The 20,114-nt window shown below is 42.2% G+C and carries 19 protein-coding genes; 11 read left to right on the forward strand and 8 right to left on the reverse strand.

Annotated features, from left to right (window positions below; genetic code table 11):
* Positions 1–40 precede the first annotated feature (40 nt).
* The 9 genes from FTU46_RS07100 (at position 41) to FTU46_RS07140 (ending at position 8,839) form a co-directional block, all read left to right on the forward strand.
* Positions 41–1,423: an amino acid permease gene (locus FTU46_RS07100; protein WP_159123120.1), complete on the forward strand. Its 1,383-nt coding sequence runs from the start codon at positions 41–43 to the stop codon at positions 1,421–1,423.
* 193 nt (positions 1,424–1,616) lie between these two features.
* Complete coding sequence (locus tag FTU46_RS07105; protein ID WP_180104637.1) at positions 1,617–2,645, forward strand: substrate-binding domain-containing protein; 1,029 nt, start codon at positions 1,617–1,619, stop codon at positions 2,643–2,645.
* 105 nt (positions 2,646–2,750) lie between these two features.
* Positions 2,751–4,130 (forward strand): phosphate ABC transporter permease subunit PstC, encoded by a 1,380-nt coding sequence (pstC, locus tag FTU46_RS07110; protein ID WP_180104638.1) that lies wholly within the window; start codon positions 2,751–2,753, stop codon positions 4,128–4,130.
* Positions 4,130–5,521 carry a phosphate ABC transporter permease PstA gene (gene pstA, locus FTU46_RS07115; protein WP_180104639.1) on the forward strand — a complete coding sequence of 464 codons (1,392 nt, stop codon included), beginning with the start codon at positions 4,130–4,132 and terminating at the stop codon, positions 5,519–5,521. Before pstC ends, pstA begins: the two co-directional genes overlap by 1 nt.
* A 13-nt stretch (positions 5,522–5,534) precedes the next feature.
* Positions 5,535–6,452 (forward strand): phosphate ABC transporter ATP-binding protein PstB, encoded by a 918-nt coding sequence (gene pstB / locus FTU46_RS07120; RefSeq protein ID WP_218945654.1) that lies wholly within the window; start codon positions 5,535–5,537, stop codon positions 6,450–6,452.
* A 209-nt stretch (positions 6,453–6,661) separates the two neighbouring features.
* The gene (locus FTU46_RS07125; RefSeq protein ID WP_180104640.1) at positions 6,662–6,904 is read left to right on the forward strand and encodes a hypothetical protein; all 243 of its coding nucleotides are present in this window, start codon (positions 6,662–6,664) and stop codon (positions 6,902–6,904) included.
* 138 nt (positions 6,905–7,042) lie between these two features.
* Positions 7,043–8,005 carry a protease SohB gene (gene sohB / locus FTU46_RS07130; protein WP_159123126.1) on the forward strand — a complete coding sequence of 321 codons (963 nt, stop codon included), beginning with the start codon at positions 7,043–7,045 and terminating at the stop codon, positions 8,003–8,005.
* Positions 8,006–8,114: 109 nt separating this feature from the next.
* Complete coding sequence (locus FTU46_RS07135; protein WP_180016697.1) at positions 8,115–8,537, forward strand: hypothetical protein; 423 nt, start codon at positions 8,115–8,117, stop codon at positions 8,535–8,537.
* Positions 8,538–8,599: 62 nt separating this feature from the next.
* Positions 8,600–8,839 carry a hypothetical protein gene (locus tag FTU46_RS07140; RefSeq protein ID WP_159123128.1) on the forward strand — a complete coding sequence of 80 codons (240 nt, stop codon included), beginning with the start codon at positions 8,600–8,602 and terminating at the stop codon, positions 8,837–8,839.
* 59 nt (positions 8,840–8,898) lie between these two features.
* Here FTU46_RS07140 and FTU46_RS07145 read toward each other — a convergent pair whose 3' ends face one another.
* The 5 genes from FTU46_RS07145 to FTU46_RS07165 form a co-directional block, all read right to left on the reverse strand.
* The gene (locus FTU46_RS07145) at positions 8,899–9,534 is read right to left on the reverse strand and encodes a DUF2238 domain-containing protein (protein ID WP_180104641.1); all 636 of its coding nucleotides are present in this window, start codon (positions 9,532–9,534) and stop codon (positions 8,899–8,901) included.
* A 90-nt stretch (positions 9,535–9,624) separates the two neighbouring features.
* Positions 9,625–11,013: an adenylosuccinate lyase gene (gene purB / locus FTU46_RS07150; RefSeq protein ID WP_034703634.1), complete on the reverse strand. Its 1,389-nt coding sequence runs from the start codon at positions 11,011–11,013 to the stop codon at positions 9,625–9,627.
* A 57-nt stretch (positions 11,014–11,070) separates the two neighbouring features.
* A complete protein-coding gene (gene hflD, locus FTU46_RS07155; RefSeq protein ID WP_004782648.1) occupies positions 11,071–11,802 on the reverse strand; it encodes a high frequency lysogenization protein HflD in 732 nt (243 codons plus the stop codon).
* Between the two features lie 7 nt (positions 11,803–11,809).
* Complete coding sequence (gene mnmA, locus FTU46_RS07160) at positions 11,810–12,949, reverse strand: tRNA 2-thiouridine(34) synthase MnmA (RefSeq protein WP_034703632.1); 1,140 nt, start codon at positions 12,947–12,949, stop codon at positions 11,810–11,812.
* Between the two features lie 4 nt (positions 12,950–12,953).
* Entirely contained in the window at positions 12,954–13,439 is a 486-nt protein-coding gene (locus FTU46_RS07165) for an NUDIX hydrolase (RefSeq protein WP_179992255.1), read from the reverse strand.
* 271 nt (positions 13,440–13,710) lie between these two features.
* Between FTU46_RS07165 and FTU46_RS07170 the strand changes: the two genes are divergently transcribed.
* Positions 13,711–15,645, forward strand: coding sequence for an acyltransferase family protein (locus tag FTU46_RS07170; protein WP_180104642.1), 1,935 nt, complete (start codon positions 13,711–13,713; stop codon positions 15,643–15,645).
* A 56-nt stretch (positions 15,646–15,701) separates the two neighbouring features.
* Here the strand turns inward: FTU46_RS07170 and FTU46_RS07175 are convergent, their stop codons facing one another.
* Complete coding sequence (locus FTU46_RS07175) at positions 15,702–17,291, reverse strand: ATP-binding cassette domain-containing protein (RefSeq protein WP_180104643.1); 1,590 nt, start codon at positions 17,289–17,291, stop codon at positions 15,702–15,704.
* Between the two features lie 360 nt (positions 17,292–17,651).
* Here FTU46_RS07175 and FTU46_RS07180 point away from each other — a divergent pair, with 360 nt between their 5' ends.
* Positions 17,652–18,167: a DUF1543 domain-containing protein gene (locus FTU46_RS07180; RefSeq protein WP_180003449.1), complete on the forward strand. Its 516-nt coding sequence runs from the start codon at positions 17,652–17,654 to the stop codon at positions 18,165–18,167.
* 39 nt (positions 18,168–18,206) lie between these two features.
* Here the strand turns inward: FTU46_RS07180 and FTU46_RS07185 are convergent, their stop codons facing one another.
* Complete coding sequence (locus tag FTU46_RS07185) at positions 18,207–18,737, reverse strand: gamma carbonic anhydrase family protein (RefSeq protein ID WP_180015331.1); 531 nt, start codon at positions 18,735–18,737, stop codon at positions 18,207–18,209.
* Between the two features lie 103 nt (positions 18,738–18,840).
* Positions 18,841–19,989: a D-alanyl-D-alanine carboxypeptidase PBP5/6 gene (gene dacC, locus FTU46_RS07190; RefSeq protein ID WP_180104644.1), complete on the reverse strand. Its 1,149-nt coding sequence runs from the start codon at positions 19,987–19,989 to the stop codon at positions 18,841–18,843.
* Positions 19,990–20,114 lie beyond the last annotated feature (125 nt).

A 20,114-nucleotide genomic window follows, 5' to 3' on the forward strand; every position in this document is an offset into this window, starting at 1 on the left:
ATGTAGAAATTAAAAAAAATTGTTCACAAGGAGTGACAATATGGATGTTGAAGATCATCAATTAAAAAAACAGCTTTCCAACCGGCATATTCAGCTAATCGCCTTAGGCGGAGCGATCGGTACAGGATTATTTTTAGGTTTATCACATACGATTCAGCTGGCAGGCCCATCAGTGCTTTTGGGCTATGCCATCGCTGGTATCATTGCATTTCTGATCATGCGCCAATTGGGTGAAATGGTAGTGCATGAACCGGTCAGTGGCTCTTTCAGTTATTTTGCCAATAAATACTGGGGCAAAAAAGCAGGCTTTATTTCAGGCTGGAACTATTGGGTGCTCTATGTCTTAGTCAGTATGGCTGAGTTGAGTGCAATTGGTACTTTTATTCAGTTCTGGTGGCCGGAGATTCCGACCTGGCTCACGGCACTGGCATTCTTCCTGCTTATGAATGGGATCAATCTGGTCAATGTCAAATTCTTCGGTGAGAGCGAATTTATATTTTCCATGGTCAAGATCATTGCCATTTTAAGCATGATCGGATTCGGGATCTATCTGCTGTTTAGCGGTTCTGCAGGAAGTCAGGCCAGTGTGACCAACTTGTGGCAGCATGGCGGATTTTTCCCTGAGGGCTGGTCGGGTTTTATGATGGCACTTGCCGTGATTATGTTTGCATTTGGTGGGCTGGAGCTGATTGGTATTGCTGCTAGTGAAACCAAAAATCCAGAAAAGACCATTCCAAAAGCAGTCAATCAAATTGTCTACCGTGTACTCATTTTTTATATTGGCGCCATAGGTGTGTTGCTATGTCTCTATCCATGGAATCTGGTGGCGCAAGGCGGTAGTCCGTTCGTAATGATTTTCCAGTCATTGAATAGTCACGGCGTGGCTAATGTTCTTAATTTTGTAGTCTTGGTCGCTGCACTTTCAGTCTATAACAGTTGTATTTACTGTAATACCCGCATGTTGTTGGGTCTGGCTCAGCAGGGTAATGCACCGGCATTCTTAAAGAAAATTAACCGCCGTGGTATCCCGGTAAATGCTGTTCTATTCTCGGCAGCAGTCTCCGGTATCTGTGTATTAATGAATTACCTCATGCCGGGTGAAGCTTTTGGTATTCTGATGCTACTGGTGGTTTCAGCTCTGGTGATTAACTGGCTGATGATTTCACTGACCCATCTGAAATTCAGAAAAGCCATGCAGGAACAGCAGCAGACGACCGCATTCCCAAGTCTGTTTGGCCGCTGGAGTAATTACCTGACGATTTCATTTATCATCATGATTTTAATGATCATGAGCTTTACCAAAGAAATGCAGATTGCCGTTGCATTGGTGCCGGTCTGGTTGCTGTTTTTGACGGTGATGTATGTGATGAAATATCGCAGGAAACCTGTGCTCTTGCCTGAATCTACTGAACCCACCACTTAAATAAAAAGGCCCTGAACAGGGTCTTTCTTCTATTATATTGTCTTGATCAGGTGACGGATTAATTATCATAAAACCGTCATAAAGCTGTAACCCGGCTGTCATATTCCAAAATCAAAATGTGAGTATCAAAACAGGTACTCAACTGAATCAAAAGTGATGTACTCGAAATTTTAATAAATGAGAGAGATCCAGAATGCGCTTAACAAATATAGCAATCTTAATTGCAGCGGGGATAGCGGCATCCACGACAGCGAATGCAGCACGTGACACCATCCAAATTGCAGGTTCTTCTACTGTTTTACCTTATGCCAGTATTGTCGCTGAAGAATTTGGCAATACCTTCCCCCAGTTTAAAACACCAGTCGTTGGTTCGGGTGGTTCATCTGGCGGCCTAAAACAGTTCTGTAATGGTGTAGGGGACAATACCATTGATATTGCCAATGCTTCGCGTCAAATCAAAAGTGCCGAACTGGCAGAATGTAAAAAGAATGGTGTCAACAAGGTACTAGAAATCAAGATCGGGTATGACGGGATTGTCTTTGCATCTAATTCGAATAAAGCCGCTTATAAATTACGACCTCAGCATGTTTATGCTGCTTTAGCTGCGCAGTTACCTTCTAAAGGGAAAATGGTGGCTAACCCATATACTCGCTGGAACCAAATTGATTCATCATTACCGAATGAGCCGATCACGCTAGTAATTCCAGCTTCGAATCATGGCACACGTGAAGTCTTCCAGGAGAAGATGGTGGATGCAGGTTGTGAATCGTATGCTGCTATTAAGGCTCTAGCGAAAGATGCACAGAAAAAAGCATGTACCAGCTTCCGTAAAGATGGCCGTGTTGTTGAAATTTCAGGTGACTATACTGAAACCTTGGCTCGCTTAAAAACCTCACCGAGCGCTGTTGGCGTATTCGGCCTGGGCTTTTACGATCAAAACCGCGACAAGCTACGTGTAGCTACAGTCAATAACGTGGCACCTTCTGAAAAGACCATTTTAAATGGGGCTTATCCAGTATCTCGCCCGTTGTTCTTCTATGTCAAAGGCGAACACCTGAAATCAATCAAAGGTTTGCAACAGTTCACAGAGTATTTCCTGAATAAAAAAGTATCAGGTAAGGGTTCCAAGCTGGAAAAAGCCGGCTTGATTTCAATGTCAGACAAAGAACGTGCAGCAGTGCTGGCAAACTTTAAGGCTGCAAAAGCCGTAGTAGTGAAATAAAACAGGATTTAGGAAAATGCTGGTGACAGTCGACCTGTCATCGGCTTTTCATAACAAGCAAGTTTTTTTACAGACTAAAATCCTGAAAAGAACCATGGAGAATACATGAATCTGCTACTTATAGGTGTGTTACTGGCTTTAATTGCCATCGCCTATCAAATCGGATTAAGTAAAAGCCGGAAACTAGCAGGTCAGGGCAATAATTCTGCGATGCTACATTCACGTCCTGGATATTATGGCGCACTGGTAGCTTTGTGGTGTGGACTTCCTGCATTTTTGATTCTGATGGCATGGAACATTGTTGAACCTAGCCTGCTGGAACAGGTCGTAATTAAGCACCTGCCTCATGATGTTTTGACTCATCTGGATCAAGCCAGTCTGAGTGTGGTCATAGACCGTGTACAGGCATTGGCTTCCGGTTTCGGTGTCAGTGATCAGCCAGCTGCTTATGAACTTGCAGCAGCAGAACAATTAGCTAAATTTTCTACCATCGGTACTTTTGCCAAACTGGCAGTTGTTATTTCTGTGGCTTTGGCCAGTCTGGTCTGGGCAAAAAAACGGATCAGCCAGAATTTTCGTGCACGGAATCAGGTCGAAAAGATCATGAATATCGGACTGGCCTTGTGTTCTGGAGTAGCCATCCTGACCACACTCGGCATTGTGATGTCGATGTTTGGCGAAGCCATGCGATTCTTCAGCTTTGTCAGTCCACTGGATTTCTTCTTTGGCACCGAATGGGATCCGGGTTTTAGCACCACGGGTCATGCCGAAGGCAGTTATGGATTATTGCCATTGCTGTGGGGAACATTGATGGTCAGCGGGATTGCATTACTTGTTGCAGTCCCCTTAGGACTGATGATTGCGATTTATCTGGCCGAGTACGCATCACCACGCTTCCGAGCTTGGGCAAAGCCGACCATTGAGGTTTTGGCTGGAATTCCAACGATTGTCTACGGTGTTTTCGCCTTAATGATTCTGGGGCCATTTCTTAAAAGTCTAGGTGCTTTGGTCGGTATTGATATTAATGCCACCAGTGCGCTTACTGCTGGCTTCGTTATGGGCATCATGATTATTCCATTTGTTTCCTCTTTATCAGACGACATTATTACCCAGGTCCCACGTGCCTTGAGGGATGGTTCTTTAGGTCTGGGCGCGACCAAATCTGAAACGATTCGTCAGGTTGTCTTACCAGCCGCTTTACCCGGCATTATTGGCGCTTTTTTGCTGGCGGCATCGCGGGCCATTGGTGAGACCATGATTGTGGTACTCGCAGCAGGAAACAGTCCGCAACTGCATGCCAATCCACTGGAAGCAGTTTCAACAGTGACCATTACCATCGTCAATCAGTTGACGGGTGATACTGACTTTGCCAGTCCGCAGGCGCTGGTGGCTTTCGCCTTAGGTCTTACTTTGTTTGTCATTACTTTGGGGCTGAACATTGTTGCACTGTACATCGTGCGTAAATATCGAGAGCAATACGACTAATGAGTACTTCAAATACAACGCCTGTAGATCAGCCTATTGATCCATCTGTGGCTGCTGAGCAACGTGAAAAGCGCAGGAAGACCATTCAGAGCTCTCTGGCACGACGTCATCGCAAAGAAAAAACCTTTCGTGTCATGGGGCTTTCTGCTGTATTGGCTGGTTTGTTCTTTGTAGTGGTGCTTTTCGGCAGTATTTTGGGCAAAGGTTTGCCAGCATTCTGGCAAAGCAGTATGAGCTTGCCGATTCATTTTGATCCAGCCATTGTCAATATTGATCCAAAACCTAAGCAGGCTGCGGGAGAGTCCCTGGCACAATTTGAGCAGCGTATGGTGGATTGGCAAATGCAGGTCGGTCTGGTCGACTGGGATGCCTTGATTATAAATGGCATGATTGCCAAAGAGAGTAAGCTGGAAAGCCAGCGTGATGAACTGGGCTATTTATATACCAGTTCAGAAGCGTATCGTTTGCGGGATATGGTACTGAATAATCCTGCTCTGGTTGGTCAAACCCAGAACGTGAAAATTCTGGCAGATGCCAATGTTGATGTCTGGCTAGCTGGCAATATTGACCGCGATCTGCCCGATGAACAGCAACAGCTCAGTCCTGAAGTCCGTCAGCTTGCGGATGATATGAAAGCTGCCGGAATCATAGAAAGTAGCTTTAATACCAATATCTTTACCAGTCCGGACTCGCGCAGTTCACCTGCTACCTCAGGTCTCGCAGGCGCATTTATGGGCTCATTGTTCATGATGCTGATCGTGATCTTTATCTCGATTCCGATCGGGGTAGCATCGGCCATCTATCTTGAAGAATTTGCACCGAAGAACTGGATTACCGATGTCGTAGAAGTGAATATTAATAACCTTGCAGCAGTTCCTTCCATTGTCTTTGGTTTACTCGGTGCAGCGATTTTTATTGGCTGGATGCATTTGCCACTTTCAGCGCCATTGGTCGGTGGTTTGGTACTGAGTTTGATGACATTACCGACTGTGATTATTACTACGCGTGCATCACTCAAAGCCGTACCGCCATCCATCCGTCAGGCAGCATTAGGCTTAGGTGCATCACGCTTACAAACCGTATTTCACCATGTTTTACCGCTTGCACTACCGGGTATTTTGACGGGGGCGATTATTGGTGTGGCACAAGCACTGGGTGAAACGGCCCCGCTATTATTGATCGGGATGAGTGCTTTTGTCGCAAGTGTACCGGCTTCACCATTTGATCAATCCACAGCATTGCCGGTGCAAATTTTCCTGTGGCAAGGCAATGAGCTACGTAACTTCTTCGAAGGACGTACTGCAGCAGCCATTATTGTACTTCTGGCCATGATGATCAGCCTGAACAGCTTAGCCATCTGGTTACGTAAGAAATTTGAAGTCCGTTGGTAAGGAAGAGCAGAATATGAATACAGCAAATCCAACTATAAATGCCTTAGAAAAGGATCCGTCTGTGAATCCACAACATACACAATTTACCCAAGATTCTGTGACCCAAAAGCCGGCGACTGCTTTTGTTTCCCAGTTTGATACTCAGGCTGAAAACAAAGCACCGAAAAAGTCAGATCAGGTCAAAATCAGTACCTCAGATGTACATGTTTACTATGGTGAAACAGAAGCAATTAAAGGCATTGATCTGAACATCTATGAAAATGAAGTGATTGCTTTTATCGGTCCTTCAGGTTGTGGTAAGTCAACATTCCTGCGTACTTTAAACCGGATGAATGACACGATTGATCGCTGTCGTGTGACCGGTAAGGTGTTGCTGGATCATCAGGATATTTATGATCCGAATCTGGATGTGGTATTGCTGCGTGCGCAGGTGGGGATGGTGTTCCAGAAGCCAAACCCTTTTCCAAAATCGATTTTTGACAATGTCGCTTATGGGCCAAAATTGCATGGTCTGGCACGGGATAAATATGATCTGGAAGAAATTGTAGAAAACAGCTTGCGTAAAGCGGGATTATGGGATGAAGTCAAAGACCGTTTAAATCAGCCGGGTACGGGGCTGTCGGGTGGTCAGCAGCAGCGTTTATGTATTGCACGGACGATTGCCGTTTCTCCTGAAGTGATTCTAATGGATGAACCTTGTTCAGCACTCGATCCGATTGCAACAGCCAAAGTTGAAGAACTGATCTCCGAGCTTTCAACCCAATACACCATTGCTATTGTGACTCACTCCATGCAGCAGGCAGCGCGAGTCTCTGATCGGACTGCTTATTTCCATTTAGGTGATCTGATCGAAGTCAACTCGACCGAGAAAGTCTTTACCCAGCCAGATCATCAGCTCACTGAGGCCTATATTACAGGGCGTTTTGGTTAAGAAGTTTTATCTCACTCAAGAAAGAAGGGCTAAAAAGCTCTTTTTTTTATATCCAAAAGTAACCAAAGAATAGAAGATATATCAATTGAATCAGTGAAATGTGGAAAAATAAACCGAATCCTATTGTGCCCTAAATTCTTATAGAATATGCCGTCTTTGACATGGCAGAGCTGTCAAAAGATAGATGTTAAGAAAAGGTTGCATCCGCTATGGAAACACTCAAAAAGATGTCAGTTTTTCTGATGCTGCTGATCGCATTAAGTTTAGGCATTGGTGGTTTGTGGCATCAATTACAAGGCGGCAGCATGTTTTATACACTGATTGGATTGCTGTATGGACTCAGTTTGAATTTCTATTTCAAAAAGCAGGAAAAAGCCTTATATACGAATTCTGCTATATTGCTGGGTGTTATTCTCTGGGCAGGTTATCAACATGGCATTAATTTTCTATAGTGCGAATTATTTTTGCCTTACTAAGACCATATGGATACTGCTCCGTTTCAGCAATTAAACAACAATATTCTATTGAAAAAAATTCATTTGACCTTATCTTAAAATAAAACCTATATAAATAATTGAGACCCGATTTTTATGTTATTTCATACCCCCAAATTACCCGCTGAAATCCGTATTAGTCATTTGAATGCGCGCATTAATGAGCAACGAAAAAAAATAGCGCAAACAACTTCATCTAAACTGGAACTTTTGCAATTGAGCCAGCAATTGTCAAAAGAAGCGCGTGCGCGTAAGAAAACTAACCAGAAAATCTATGTGCTCGATTTTAAAGGTGATATGGCTGCGTCTGCAGTAGAAAGCCTGCGTGAAGAAATTACCCTGATTCTATCTACAGCAAAAGCTGGTCGTGATCGTATCATTGTACGTTTAGAAAGTCCGGGTGGTATGGTACATGGTTATGGTCTTGCAGCTGCGCAACTGGTGCGCTTACGTGAAGCGGGTTTCCATGTGACCATCTGTGTCGATAAAGTGGCAGCCAGTGGCGGTTATATGATGGCGTGTATTGCAAATGAAGTGATTTCTGCGCCGTTTGCGATTGTGGGTTCAATTGGGGTAGTGGCACAGGTGCCGAACTTTAACCGTCTGCTGAAAGAAAACAAGATCGATTTTGAACTTTATACTGCGGGTCAATACAAACGTACGGTGACCATGTTTGGTGAAAATACCGAAGAGGGCAAAGCCAAGTTTGAAGAAGAATTGCAACAGACACATGCCTTGTTTAAACACTTCGTGGAAAAATATCGTCCACAGTTAAATGTTGAAAAAGTGGCAACGGGTGAACACTGGTATGGTCAGGATGCCCTAGACCTGAATCTGGTAGATAAACTGCAAACTTCCGATGAATATCTGCTAGGCCTATTACCACAACATGATGTGTATTTAATCCAGACCCGTAAAAAACCAACGCTGGGCGAAAAACTAGGTTTGCAAGCAGCACAAATTGCAGATTCTTTTATCCCTGCGGTGATGAATAAAGTAGTAGATACATTAACCAAAGCCAATTCAAATCTGGTACAGATGCGTGATCCTAAACTTTAATTGGTTATTCAGTTATGAATCTAAAAGCTCACTTCGGTGGGCTTTTTTTATGATTTAAAATCAAAAAATTGTGCTATAAGTAACTGACTTATAGAAGTTTCTCATTTATATGCTCACGTTTCTTTTACTATTAGGCTTATTCAGTATCATTTTTATTCCGATGCTATTTATGCTCTATTCTGAAGCGAAATTGACCACTGACGAATCGAAGAAGATTTTATTTTGGCTCAGCTTTCTTCCGGGCACTTCAATCTTTTTACTTTACGCATTTTTAAAGCCAGATGCTCCACCAGTTAGTCCTTCGAAGGACTGTGGCGTGATTCAATTTTACCAATTCAATGCTCGTCGGAGTGGTTACTTTGAGCGTGTCAGCATCCGCTTTGATGATACTCAACATAATCGTCATCTATTTTTTGATAAGCATCTAAAGAAAATTCCTCAAGGTCAAAAAGCCTGCTTTGAATATTTAGATAAGTTCAAATATCCGCATTTGGCAGAATCTAAGCTGGTTAAATGGATTGAACCTTCATAAATATCAGCCATGGTTACTGCTCATCAGCTAAAATGAAGCATATTTCCATTAAGAGCAGAAAGATGACCGTGGCTGAAGCATTTTTAGCAATCCAAAATTGTTATTTTAACTATGAATTTGAGGAACTGAATTTAGCGGATGACTTCCCAGAAGAGTTGCCTGTTTCTCTACGTGGAATTATGTACAGACATGAGATTCAATATCCCGATGCCACCTATTATATTTATTACAGCGAGATATTGACGGGTAATGAATTGCAAAAAATGAAAGATGATTGGCAGCGATATTGCCCACTTCCATAATTTAAAATAAGAAAATATAAAATCTAAGTCTTTAATTCCAGCAAATAAAAAAGCTCACTTTAGTGGGCTTTTTTATTTGCTGGAATTAACATCAATCCACCAGTAAACATCGCCCCAACTGTCGCTAATAATATATCTTTATGGGCATCCCACATATCACCTTGCTGGCCGTTATAACTTTCCGCCTGTTCAGGTGATAAGCCAATGGCGATCAGCCATTCAATCCATTCATAAATCAGACTGGTTGCCATCACAAATTGAATGACTAAAAGAAAAATGGTGAATGGTTTTTGCTGGGGTAACCAGACCTGAAACAGTCGATAAAAAACAGGATAGAGCAACAGGCCAAAAACCAGATGCACAAAACGGTCAAACATGTTGCGAGACCAGCCCATGAGAGTATTTAGGTCAAAGCCAAACAGTGTCTGAATCCAGTCATTATAAGGCACATAAGAATATAGATAATGTGCTGCAACGATATGGATGAATAAAAACAGAATATACAGATTAAAACTAAGAAAACTGAGTCCGATTTTATACAGGCAGAAAATCAGCATACCGATCATAAATAGGGTACCGGTCTGATGCAGTAAATAGGATTGCATTTCCAGAGGCTGAATGCTGGCAACAATGATCGCAGCCACCAAAACCCCCAGGCTGATCAAATGTTTGCCGCTCAATCGATGATCTATCATCTTGTTATCTGTCGTTTTGTTTTAAAGTTGAAAATAATTATAAATAAAAAAGCGAAGCCGGAGCCTCGCTTTTGGTCTTAATTATCTAAATTAGATTTTAGAAATTAAGTCTTTAATTTGTTTTGCCTGGTCAGCAGCATTACCTGTATAAGTTGCAGGGGTCATTTCAGCCAGACGTGCACGGTCTGCAGCAGGAACTGCTTCAAGCTCATTACCATTCACGAAGCTCACCATCATGTCACGAGTCATCGCTTGACCACGAGTCAGTGCTTTCAGTTTTTCGTATGGTTTTTCAACGTTATAACGACGCATTACTGTTTGGATTGGTTCAGCCAGAACTTCTTGTGCGTGGTCAAGATCTTCAAGAATACGAGCAGCATTCAGTTCAAGTTTACCGATACCTTTTAAGCATGCCTCAAACGCGATCAAGCTTTGTGCAAAACCAACACCCATGTTACGAAGCACAGTAGAGTCAGTTAAGTCACGCTGCCAGCGAGATACAGGCAGTTTTTCGCCCAGGTGAGCCAATACGGCATTTGCAATACCCAGGTTACCTTCAGAGTTTTCAAAGTCGATTGGGTTCACTTTATGCGGCATGGTAGAAGAACCCACTTCGCCTTCTTTCAGTTTTTGTTTGAAGAAGCCAAGAGAGATATAACCCCAAACGTCACGGTTAAAGTCGATCAGGATGGTATTGAAACGACGCAGTGCATCAAACAGTTCCGCCATATAGTCGTGCGGTTCGATCTGAGTGGTGTACGGGTTGAAAGTCAGACCTAAAGATTCCACGAAAGCTTGTGAGTGAGCAGGCCAGTTGATTTCTGGGTAAGCAGAGTAGTGTGCATTGTAGTTACCTACAGCACCGTTGATTTTGCCCAGCAATTCAACATTTTTGAACTGTTTGATTTGACGAGCCAGACGGTAAGCCACGTTCGCCATTTCTTTACCCAAAGTGGTTGGGCTGGCAGTTTGACCGTGGGTACGAGATAGCATTGGCTGTTCAGCATGAGTCTCAGCCAAAGCCACGATTGAATCGATAATTTGTTGCATAGACGCGATTAAAACATCACGGCCATTTTTCAGCATTAACGCATGAGACAGGTTATTGATGTCTTCAGAGGTGCATGCAAAGTGAATGAATTCACCTGCATTTTTTAACTCTTCAATCCCTGCAATTTTTTCTTTCAGGAAATACTCCACCGCTTTCACGTCGTGGTTCGTAGTACGTTCGATCTCTTTAATGCGGTTGGCATCTTCTTCAGAGAAGTTTGCAACAATCGCATCAAGTGCAGCATTGGTTTCAGATGAGAAAGCTGGCACTTCAGTGATTTCAGGACGGTTGGCAAGCGCTTGTAACCAACGCACTTCAACAGTCACACGAGCATGGATCAGACCAAACTCAGAAAGAAAAGGGCGCAGCGCATCACATTTGCTAGCGTAGCGTCCATCTAATGGAGAAAGTGCAGTTAAAGCGTTCATATCGATTCCCTAAATTTTGGAATTAAACGAAAAACGGTGCGCGTACAACAACATGGTTTAGATCACCTGAAACTGTAAGCGCGCGAGATTTTGGATATCCTGTAGCAGCTTGCGCTTGCCAAAAATCATGCCCCATGAACTGCCACCAAGCTGACGCCATAAGTGCGCCATCTGCAGTCCAGTAAAGAGTGAAGCACGGATGCGGTTGGTATGACCGGAATCTTTAAAGGCTTCAGCATTGCCACGCACCATGATCCGCGGATTGATCTGTCCGGCGGTATCGACATAGGTTTGAGCGAGATTGGCAATGATGCTGGGGTGCATGTAATTGTTATCGAAGAAGGAGAGCTGTCTGAGGATTTTTTGCTGGGATTGTTCGATGATTTCAACAAACTTGGGATTACTATAGACCTTCTTTTCTAACTGAAGAAGTGCCATGGCATAGGACATTGGAAGTTTGGTCGATGAAAGTTTTGGAAGTCTGGATTTTGGGGACGTATTAAAAGGTTGGGTAATGCTGCTTTCCAGGGTTTTTAAACCGAGGGAAATATCGGCCAGCTGATTAAAGAAGTCTAAGGTCTGGGCATTTAACTTGCCACTTGGACGGATATTTAAACTGGCTTTAATCAACTGCTCAAAATAGAAATTACCGCTTTCACCAATGCTTTGCTGTCCCGTCAATGCAGTCATATGCGTCAGCTGGGTGGCCTGAAAAACCCCTGCCAGCGCCAATGCACGATTTTGACGAACATTCAACGTTGTGGCTTGTTGAAACGGTAACTCCGTCATGCCGAAATCATCCTTTAATAAAATCAGGTTTAGGCGCATTGGTATGATGAATCACGCCACCACCTAAACAAACTTCACCTGAGTAGAATACAACGCTTTGACCCGGGGTCACAGCACGTTGCGACTCATCAAATTCAACACGAACACCATTTGGTGTTTCTGGATCCTTGAAAATAGTACACGCTTGGTCAGGCTGACGGTAGCGGGTTTTTGCCGTACAGCGGAAACCTGATTCAGGAATATCCTGTTCACCGGCTACCCAGTCAATCGCTTCAGACCACAATATGGTACTTTGCATCAGTGGATGTTCATGACCTTGACCGACCACCAGACGGTTACCTTCGATATCTTTATGCAGCACAAACCAGGCACCTTCTTCCGCGCCTTTCATACCGCCAATACCGATCCCGCCGCGTTGACCGAGCGTATAGTACATTAAGCCGTGATGATCACCAACCTCTTTGCCATCTTCCAGCACGATTTTTCCAGGTTGCGCTGGTAAATATTGCTTTAAGAAGTCATTGAAGCGACGTTCCCCAATAAAACAGATACCCGTAGAATCTTTTTTCTTGGCTGTTGCCAGACCTAATTCTTCTGCAATTTTACGTACTTGTGGTTTTTCAATTTCACCGACAGGGAACAGGGTCTTATTAATTTCACGACCATGAACCGCATGCAGGAAGTAAGTCTGGTCTTTATTATTGTCATAACCACGCAGTAATTGAGCATATTGCTCACCACGTGAATTGGTCATGGTCTCGCCGCGACGACAGTAGTGACCGGTGGCAATAAAGTCGGCGCCGAGATTGATCGCATGATCCAGGAAGGCACGGAATTTAATTTCTTTATTACACAAAATATCCGGGTTTGGCGTACGGCCAGCAGCATATTCAGCCAGGAAATGCTCGAACACGCGATCCCAGTATTCCATCGCGAAGTTGGCAGTATGCAGTTTAATCCCGATCTTGTCGCAAACGGCTTGTGCATCGGCAAGATCTTCCATTGCCGTACAGTATTCTGTGCCGTCATCTTCTTCCCAGTTTTTCATGAAAAGACCTTCAACCTGATAACCCTGTTGAAGGAGGAGAGCTGCAGACACAGATGAATCTACACCACCAGACATACCGACGATGACACGTTGTTGCATAGGATTAGGCATCCAAATTTGAAATTAAGGGAGAATTTTGGTGCTCGTAAATGAGCGATAAAGGATAGCGTTTGCCAGCTTGGGCATCCTGCACGGCTTTAATCACCAATGGGCTGCGAGCACGTGCGGTTTCAACCAGTTCATCCAGCGTCATCCAGACTGCACCGACAATACCGGTATCCAGTTCAGCATTTTCATCATGGCTGATGGCTTCTGCTCTCAAACAGAAACGGAAATAGGTACGATCCGGGAACATCGGTGGGGTATAGGTATAGATGCCGATCAGATCAGTGACATTAACCTGATAGCCGGTTTCTTCCATGGTTTCACGAATAGCTGCTTCGACAATGGTTTCACCTGCCTCCACATGGCCTGCTGGCTGATTGAATACGGTATGGGTGACACCTTCAGTATGTTCTTCAACGAACAGGAATTTTCCATTTTTTTCGACGACAGTTGCAACAGTGACGTGAGCAGTCCAAGCGGTCATAAAGGAGCACCATGGAATAAAAACTGTATTCTACAAAATTTAGGCGGCGGTGGCTATGTCGATACTCGGGATTTTAATTTAGATGATTAACAATAAAGGTATTTGGCGAAAAAGAAAACGTAGAATATAATGAGTACATAAAATACTAAAACAGTAATATTTGCATTCTACGCTTTAATATAAGAATTTGATTTAAAATAAAATTTAATAAAAATTAGCAGTATTTCATAACAATTAAAATAAATAACAGGCTTTATAGGACAGGATTCCAATGAAATTCAGAACAGACATTAATGGCCTCAGAGCAATTGCCGTGATTGCAGTCATGCTATTTCATTTTAATGCGGCCTGGATGCCTGGCGGTTTTGTTGGAGTAGATGTCTTCTTTGTGATTTCAGGCTTTTTAATGACTGGAATCATATTTAAAGATTTAGAACATGAAAAATTTTCTATTCTGAAATTTTATGTGGCTCGTGCGAATCGGATTATTCCGGCTTTGGCCGCGCTGTGTCTGGTATTAATGATTTTTGGCTGGTTTTATCTGACACCTTTTGATTACAAGTTATTGGGTAAGCATGCAGCGAGTAGCATGACTTTTTTATCCAATATCAGTTACTGGAAGGAATCCGGTTATTTTGAGGCAGGCACTCACGAAAAGTGGTTATTACATACCTGGTCACTTTCCGTCGAATGGCAATTCTATATGATTTATCCGCTCGTTCTCATTGCCATGCGCAAGTTCATGTCCATCCAGACCATGAAATTTGTGCTGCTGGCAGGAACAATTTTAGGATTCATTCTATCTGTGATCGCTACCTACAAATGGCCAAATCCGGCTTATTTCCTGTTACCTACCAGAGCCTGGGAAATGATGATCGGGGGAATTGCTTATCTTTACCCTTTGAACTTGCAGGAAAATAAGAAAAGGTTGCTGGAAAGAACGGGATTGGCACTTATACTGGGGTCTTACTTCTTCATTTCAGCAGAAGATTTGTGGCCTGGCTATCTGGCAGTTTTTCCTGTTATCGGCACTTTTCTGATGATTCAGTCACATCAAAATGACAGCGTTATTACCAATAATATTGTGTTTCAAAAATTAGGGACCTGGTCTTATTCTATTTACCTCTGGCACTGGCCTTTGGTGGTGCTGATCTATATCTACTCATTGCCTGAGTATTATGTGTATGCCGGAATAGTACTTTCTATAGGGTTAGGTTTTCTGAGCTATAAGTATATTGAGCAGATTAAATTACCTTCATACCATCAATGGAAAGATATTTATCGTATAAAACCACTTTATTTTTCTCTAGTGCTCATGAGCTTAGGAATTACTTTAAATATATTTAATGGTTTTAATACAGATCTGCGCCAAGGCGCAGCCTCAGAACAGGCAAAATTCTTAGATTATTATAATGAGAAATTCAAAAATTTAAGGGATGCATACTGGCTGAAATGTGATACTTACGTGAGCCTGACCGAGCATAATAGTTATGATCCCGATCCGGTCTGTATCACGAAACAAAAGGAAGGCGGGGTGTTCTTATGGGGAGATTCTCATGCTGAGGCACTTTCTTTAGGGCTGAGGACATTACTGAAATCCAATGATATCCCTTTTTATCAGAAAACCTCTTCCATTTGCCGCGCATCGCTGACCGAGATCAACTACCATAAAGGAGCTTATAAAGAAGCCTGTGATTATTCGAATAAACTGGCACTAAAGAGCATCGCAGAACTTAAGCCCAAAATTGTGGTCATCACCCAAGCTCTGAAACACGACGAAACCAATTGGGAAAATATCGGGAAAAGTTTGCTTCAGCTTGGCGTATCCAATATCGTCATTGTGGGGCCAATTTCGCAATGGAAACCTTCACTTCCTAAAGTCATGGTGAAACCGAAAAACTGGAATAGTGCTGAAGATTTTATATTTGATGCCGGACTGGATTTAAGAGCAGTTCAGGTAGACGAGAAAATGAAAAAATTACAATATCCTCAGGGAATTACCTATATATCTCTTATTGATCATCTATGTAAAAAAGATGATCTTCAGCAACAATACAAATGTCGGATTCGGGCAGCTCAAGGAGAAGACCTGCTTCAGGTGGATTATGGACACCTAAGTGAATCAGGCTCTCTATTTGTGGGGAATACCATACTGTCAAAATATTTATTAAATTTATATTCTCAGAGTGTGACTACAAATCAATAAGTTTATTTCCTGAGAGTGATCAGCCACCTGTTGAGGTGGCTTTTACGTATATAAGTTTAATTAAAATCATTCATATTGAATACTTCAGTGATCCCGCAATCACGCACAAACTGTTCATCGTGTGAAACTAAAATCACAGCGCCTGTATAAGATTGAATTGCACTTGCCAACAAAGCTTTAGACTCAATATCCAGATGATTTTCTGGCTCATCCAATAATAAAAGTTCGGGTTGAGGAGAGACCTGGCTAAGACCTAATAACGCCACTTTCAGCTTTTCACCACCACTTAACTGAGACAAAGGATAAGTACCTTTATCACCACGAATTCTGAGTTGGCCCAACAGATTACGCCATTCCACTTCCGGAATATCAGGATTCATCTGCCTTAAATTTTCAATCGCACTTAGTGCCTCATTGAGAAAACTAAAATTTTGATCCAGATAAAAACAGTTTCGTGCCAGAAAGATTTGATCCAGAGGTTGCTGCTTTTGTTGGGCGACCAGTTTCAGCAAAGTGGATTTACCAATTCCGTTTCGGCCTGAAATATGGATCTTTTCAGCTGCACTTAAAGCAAGATTCACAGGCTGTGGAGTACCAAAAGGAAGCTTTAACTCTTTAACCCGCAGAATTTCACCAGACTGTGGTTTAAGGTCTGGAAATTGAAATAGCTGAGGTTTTATCTTTTCGAGTTGCTGCTTTTGAAATTTTAACTCAGATTGTTCATTGGAAATTTGCCGTTGGTGCTGTGCCTGAACTTTACCTATACTTTGACCAGCCTGTTCTTTTTTAAAGTCTAAAAGCACTTTGGCTTGGGAATTCGAATCACGTAATTTGTTTCCGGCACGTTCCCGCTTTTGTGCTTTCATTAAAACGTCATGCTGCTTGTGCTTCATCTGTTTAATATCACGCTGACTCTGCTGAATTGACTGTTCGAGTGAAGTGACATTTTTCTGATACTGTTCAAAAAACTCCGCATAGTTTCCTGTAGAGTGCTGTAATCCATGCTCATTTAAATAATAAATATGATCAACCTGATCTAGCAAAGTCCGGTCATGACTAATGATCAATGCACCAGCAGGATGTAAGTTTAAATGCTCTATTAACCATGTCCGTGCTTCACGATCCAGATGGTTGCTTGGCTCATCCAGCAATAAATAATATTCAGGCTTTAAGAACAAGCTACATAAAGCAAGTTTGGTCTTTTGGCCCTCACTCAAATATTGCACAGGAAAGTCCAGATCGGTGGGTAATTGTGCTGAGCTCAACAGTTGCTGCCATTCATGCGGCAAGTGCCAACTATCCTCAAGTAGCTCATAATCCTCGAAACTGGCTGTACCATGTTCAACATTTTTAAAAGCACGATGTAATTGACTTACTTCGAGTGCTTCAGCAATTGTGGCTGCCTTTAACCGATGCAATTGTGGTAGATAGGCATGATGCATTTGCCAGGAAACTTGACCTGAGCAATGTGGAGTAGAATGCTGAGTCTGATGCAAAAGCTGCATGAGCAAAGACTTACCTTGTCCATTACGGCCAATTAAAGCGCTGACCTGAGCTTTAGGAAGGGTAAAATTTAAATTCTGAAATATGACTTTGGACGGGAATTCTAAAGTCAGATTGGATATTACACATGCCTGTTGAGTCATAAATAACCTCATAAATACAGGATGCACAAAATAAACAAGGGATTTTTTTCTAGAAGAAAGATCAAGCCAGACAATCTATTTTGCACATCAATCTAAAAATAATCGTTGATGAGAAAAATAGACTTACTTCATTGGCGTGACTCACTTATAAGAGAAGGGGAATTCGGACCTTATTTTAATACAAATAAGCTTGCTTAAAAATAGATCAAATTAGGATTTTTTTATCCAATATGTTGATGCTGATTTAAGTAAATTTCAGGTTTTTAAAAATATGAGATGATTGACTTGAAGTTGAACGAGTAAGTTTCATTTACACTATGCGGCTAAAGTCTCTCTATTTTGCTTTTAAAGGATTTTTTTATGTCTGAACTCAAGCTCTACATTACTTTATTGGGCGGCAAGCATGAAAAAGCCAATGTAGAAGTACATGATGTAGTTCCGGTCATTAGTTCAGATATTAAGACAGCTTTTCCATATCTGAAGGAACAATGGTTTGGTGTGCAAAAAGGCCTGCATGTCGATGGCTGGATGACGATCAATGGTGTTAGCTATCAGGATCTGAATTATCAGGTTCAGGTGACGGATATACCTGTAAAACAGGATTTAAAATTATTCCTGATCAATTTAGGTGCTTATGTGCCAGATCAGTTTGGTGAAATCCATAAATATCTGGTAGTTGCTGCTAAAAATAAGACTGAGGCTAAAGCACAAGGCAAGCTGGCCATTGAAAAAACTTGGTTTAAACCTCATACCGATGCCGTGATTGATGTGGATGATTGTTTAGAACTGAACAAGATTGACCAGAAATTTGTGCATCTGGTAGAGGGAGACTTTAAAGCCAATAGTTTTAAGAATGATTATGTGGTTATTCCTTGATTTAAATAAGGCTACGTAAAGTAGCCTTAATTTATCGATTTATTTGTAATGGCCTGAGACTTTCACATAGTTTTGTGCTGAATAAGGCAAGAAAGCTATTTCCTTTTCAGTCAGTGGACGCACTTTTTTGACTGGACTGCCTACATACAAGTATCCACTTTCTAATACCTTATTCGGTGGTACCAGTGAACCTGCTCCAATCATCACATCATCTTCAATAATCACGTCATCGAGAATAATTGTACCGATACCCACTAAAACACGATTACCGATGGTACAGCCATGTAATTTTACATGATGACCAATCGTCACATCTTCACCAATAATCAGTGGTGAACCTTCAGGTTTATCCGCCTTTTTATGACTCACATGCAACATAGAATGATCCTGTACATTCGAGTTCTTGCCAATACGAATATGATTCACATCACCACGAATTACGGCAAAAGGCCACACAGATACATTTTCGCCTAAAACGACATCACCTACGACCACCGCCATCGGATCGATATAACAAGAGTCAGCGACTTGCGGGCGAGTATCCAGATAAGGGCGAATGTTTTGGCTCATGTCAGTATCATCCTGAAAGTTTAGAAGCATTATAAAATAAAAAAGCACACATTCGATGAATGTGTGCTTTGGCTTTAGTAAGATCTAATATTGATAATAAATATTAGAACAGGTTACTAAAGAATTGTTTGATATGATCCAGCATGCGGGCAAAGAAACCAGCTTCTTCAACTGCTTTCAGTGCAACAAGTGGTTTCTCAGCAATCACTTTGCCGTTTAAAGTCGCCACATATTTACCTACGACTTGACCTGGTTGTAAAGGCGCAGTCAGTTTAGGCTGAACGACCAATTGAGTCTTGATGGTATTGGCCTGACCTTTAGGCATAGTCACGTTAAAGTTTTCTGCAAGTCCGATCTGAACTTCATTCTCCTTACCAAACCAGACTTTAGACTTGGCTAGAACCTGTTTAGCGGGTTGAACATTTTTGGTTTCAAAGTTTGCATAACCCCAAGCCAGAAGTTCACGTGTTTGCGATGCACGTTCATTCATGGTTGGTGCACCGAAAATCACTGAAATCAGACGAGTCGGGCCACGTTTTGAAGAGGTCGTTAAACAGTAACCGGCTTCATCAGTATGACCAGTTTTCAAACCATCTACACTTGGATCAGTATAGAGCAGGGCATTACGGTTGCCTTGCTTAATCCCGTTAAAAGTAAACTCTTTTTCAGAGTAGATTGGATAGTATTTTGAACTGTCTTTGATGATGTGCTGAGCCAAAGTTGCCATATCTTTCGCAGTCGAATAATGGCCTTCAGCTGGCATACCAGTCGAGTTGATGAAGCTGGTATTGGTCATGCCAATCCGTTTCGCTTCCTGGTTCATCATATGTGCAAAGGTACCCTCGTTCCCTGCAATATGTTCAGCCATCGCCTTAGATGCATCGTTACCAGACTGGATAATAATCCCGCGCAACATTTCTAGTGCAGTCGCCGTACCATTTAAAGGCACATACATACATGATTCTGCACTGCTACCACGGCACCATGCAGATTCATTCATGCGAACCTGTTCATCTTCAGTCAGCTCACCACTTAATAACTTCTGCTCGATGATGTAACTGGTCATCATCTTGGTCATTGAAGCAGGGGCTAATTTTTCATTTTCATTTTTTGATGCGAGAATTTGCCCTGTCTCGTAGTCCATTAGCACATAAGATTTATTATTCAATTCTGGTGGTGCAGATAAGACAGTTGCTGCAAAGCTAAAACTAGGAATTAATAATAATGCAGCAAGGGCAGTTTTTTGGGTCATTTCTAGTGGGTTCCAATATCTTGATGTAAGCACGAAGAGCCTAGCATTTTAGGACAAAGCTAGGCTGACTTCTATGGGAAACCCGGGGTTATTTCAAAAGTATTGTAAGCAATCACGCAAAAAGT

The organism is Acinetobacter sp. YH12108 (assembly GCF_013419055.1).
In the GTDB taxonomy this organism is placed as follows: domain Bacteria; phylum Pseudomonadota; class Gammaproteobacteria; order Pseudomonadales; family Moraxellaceae; genus Acinetobacter.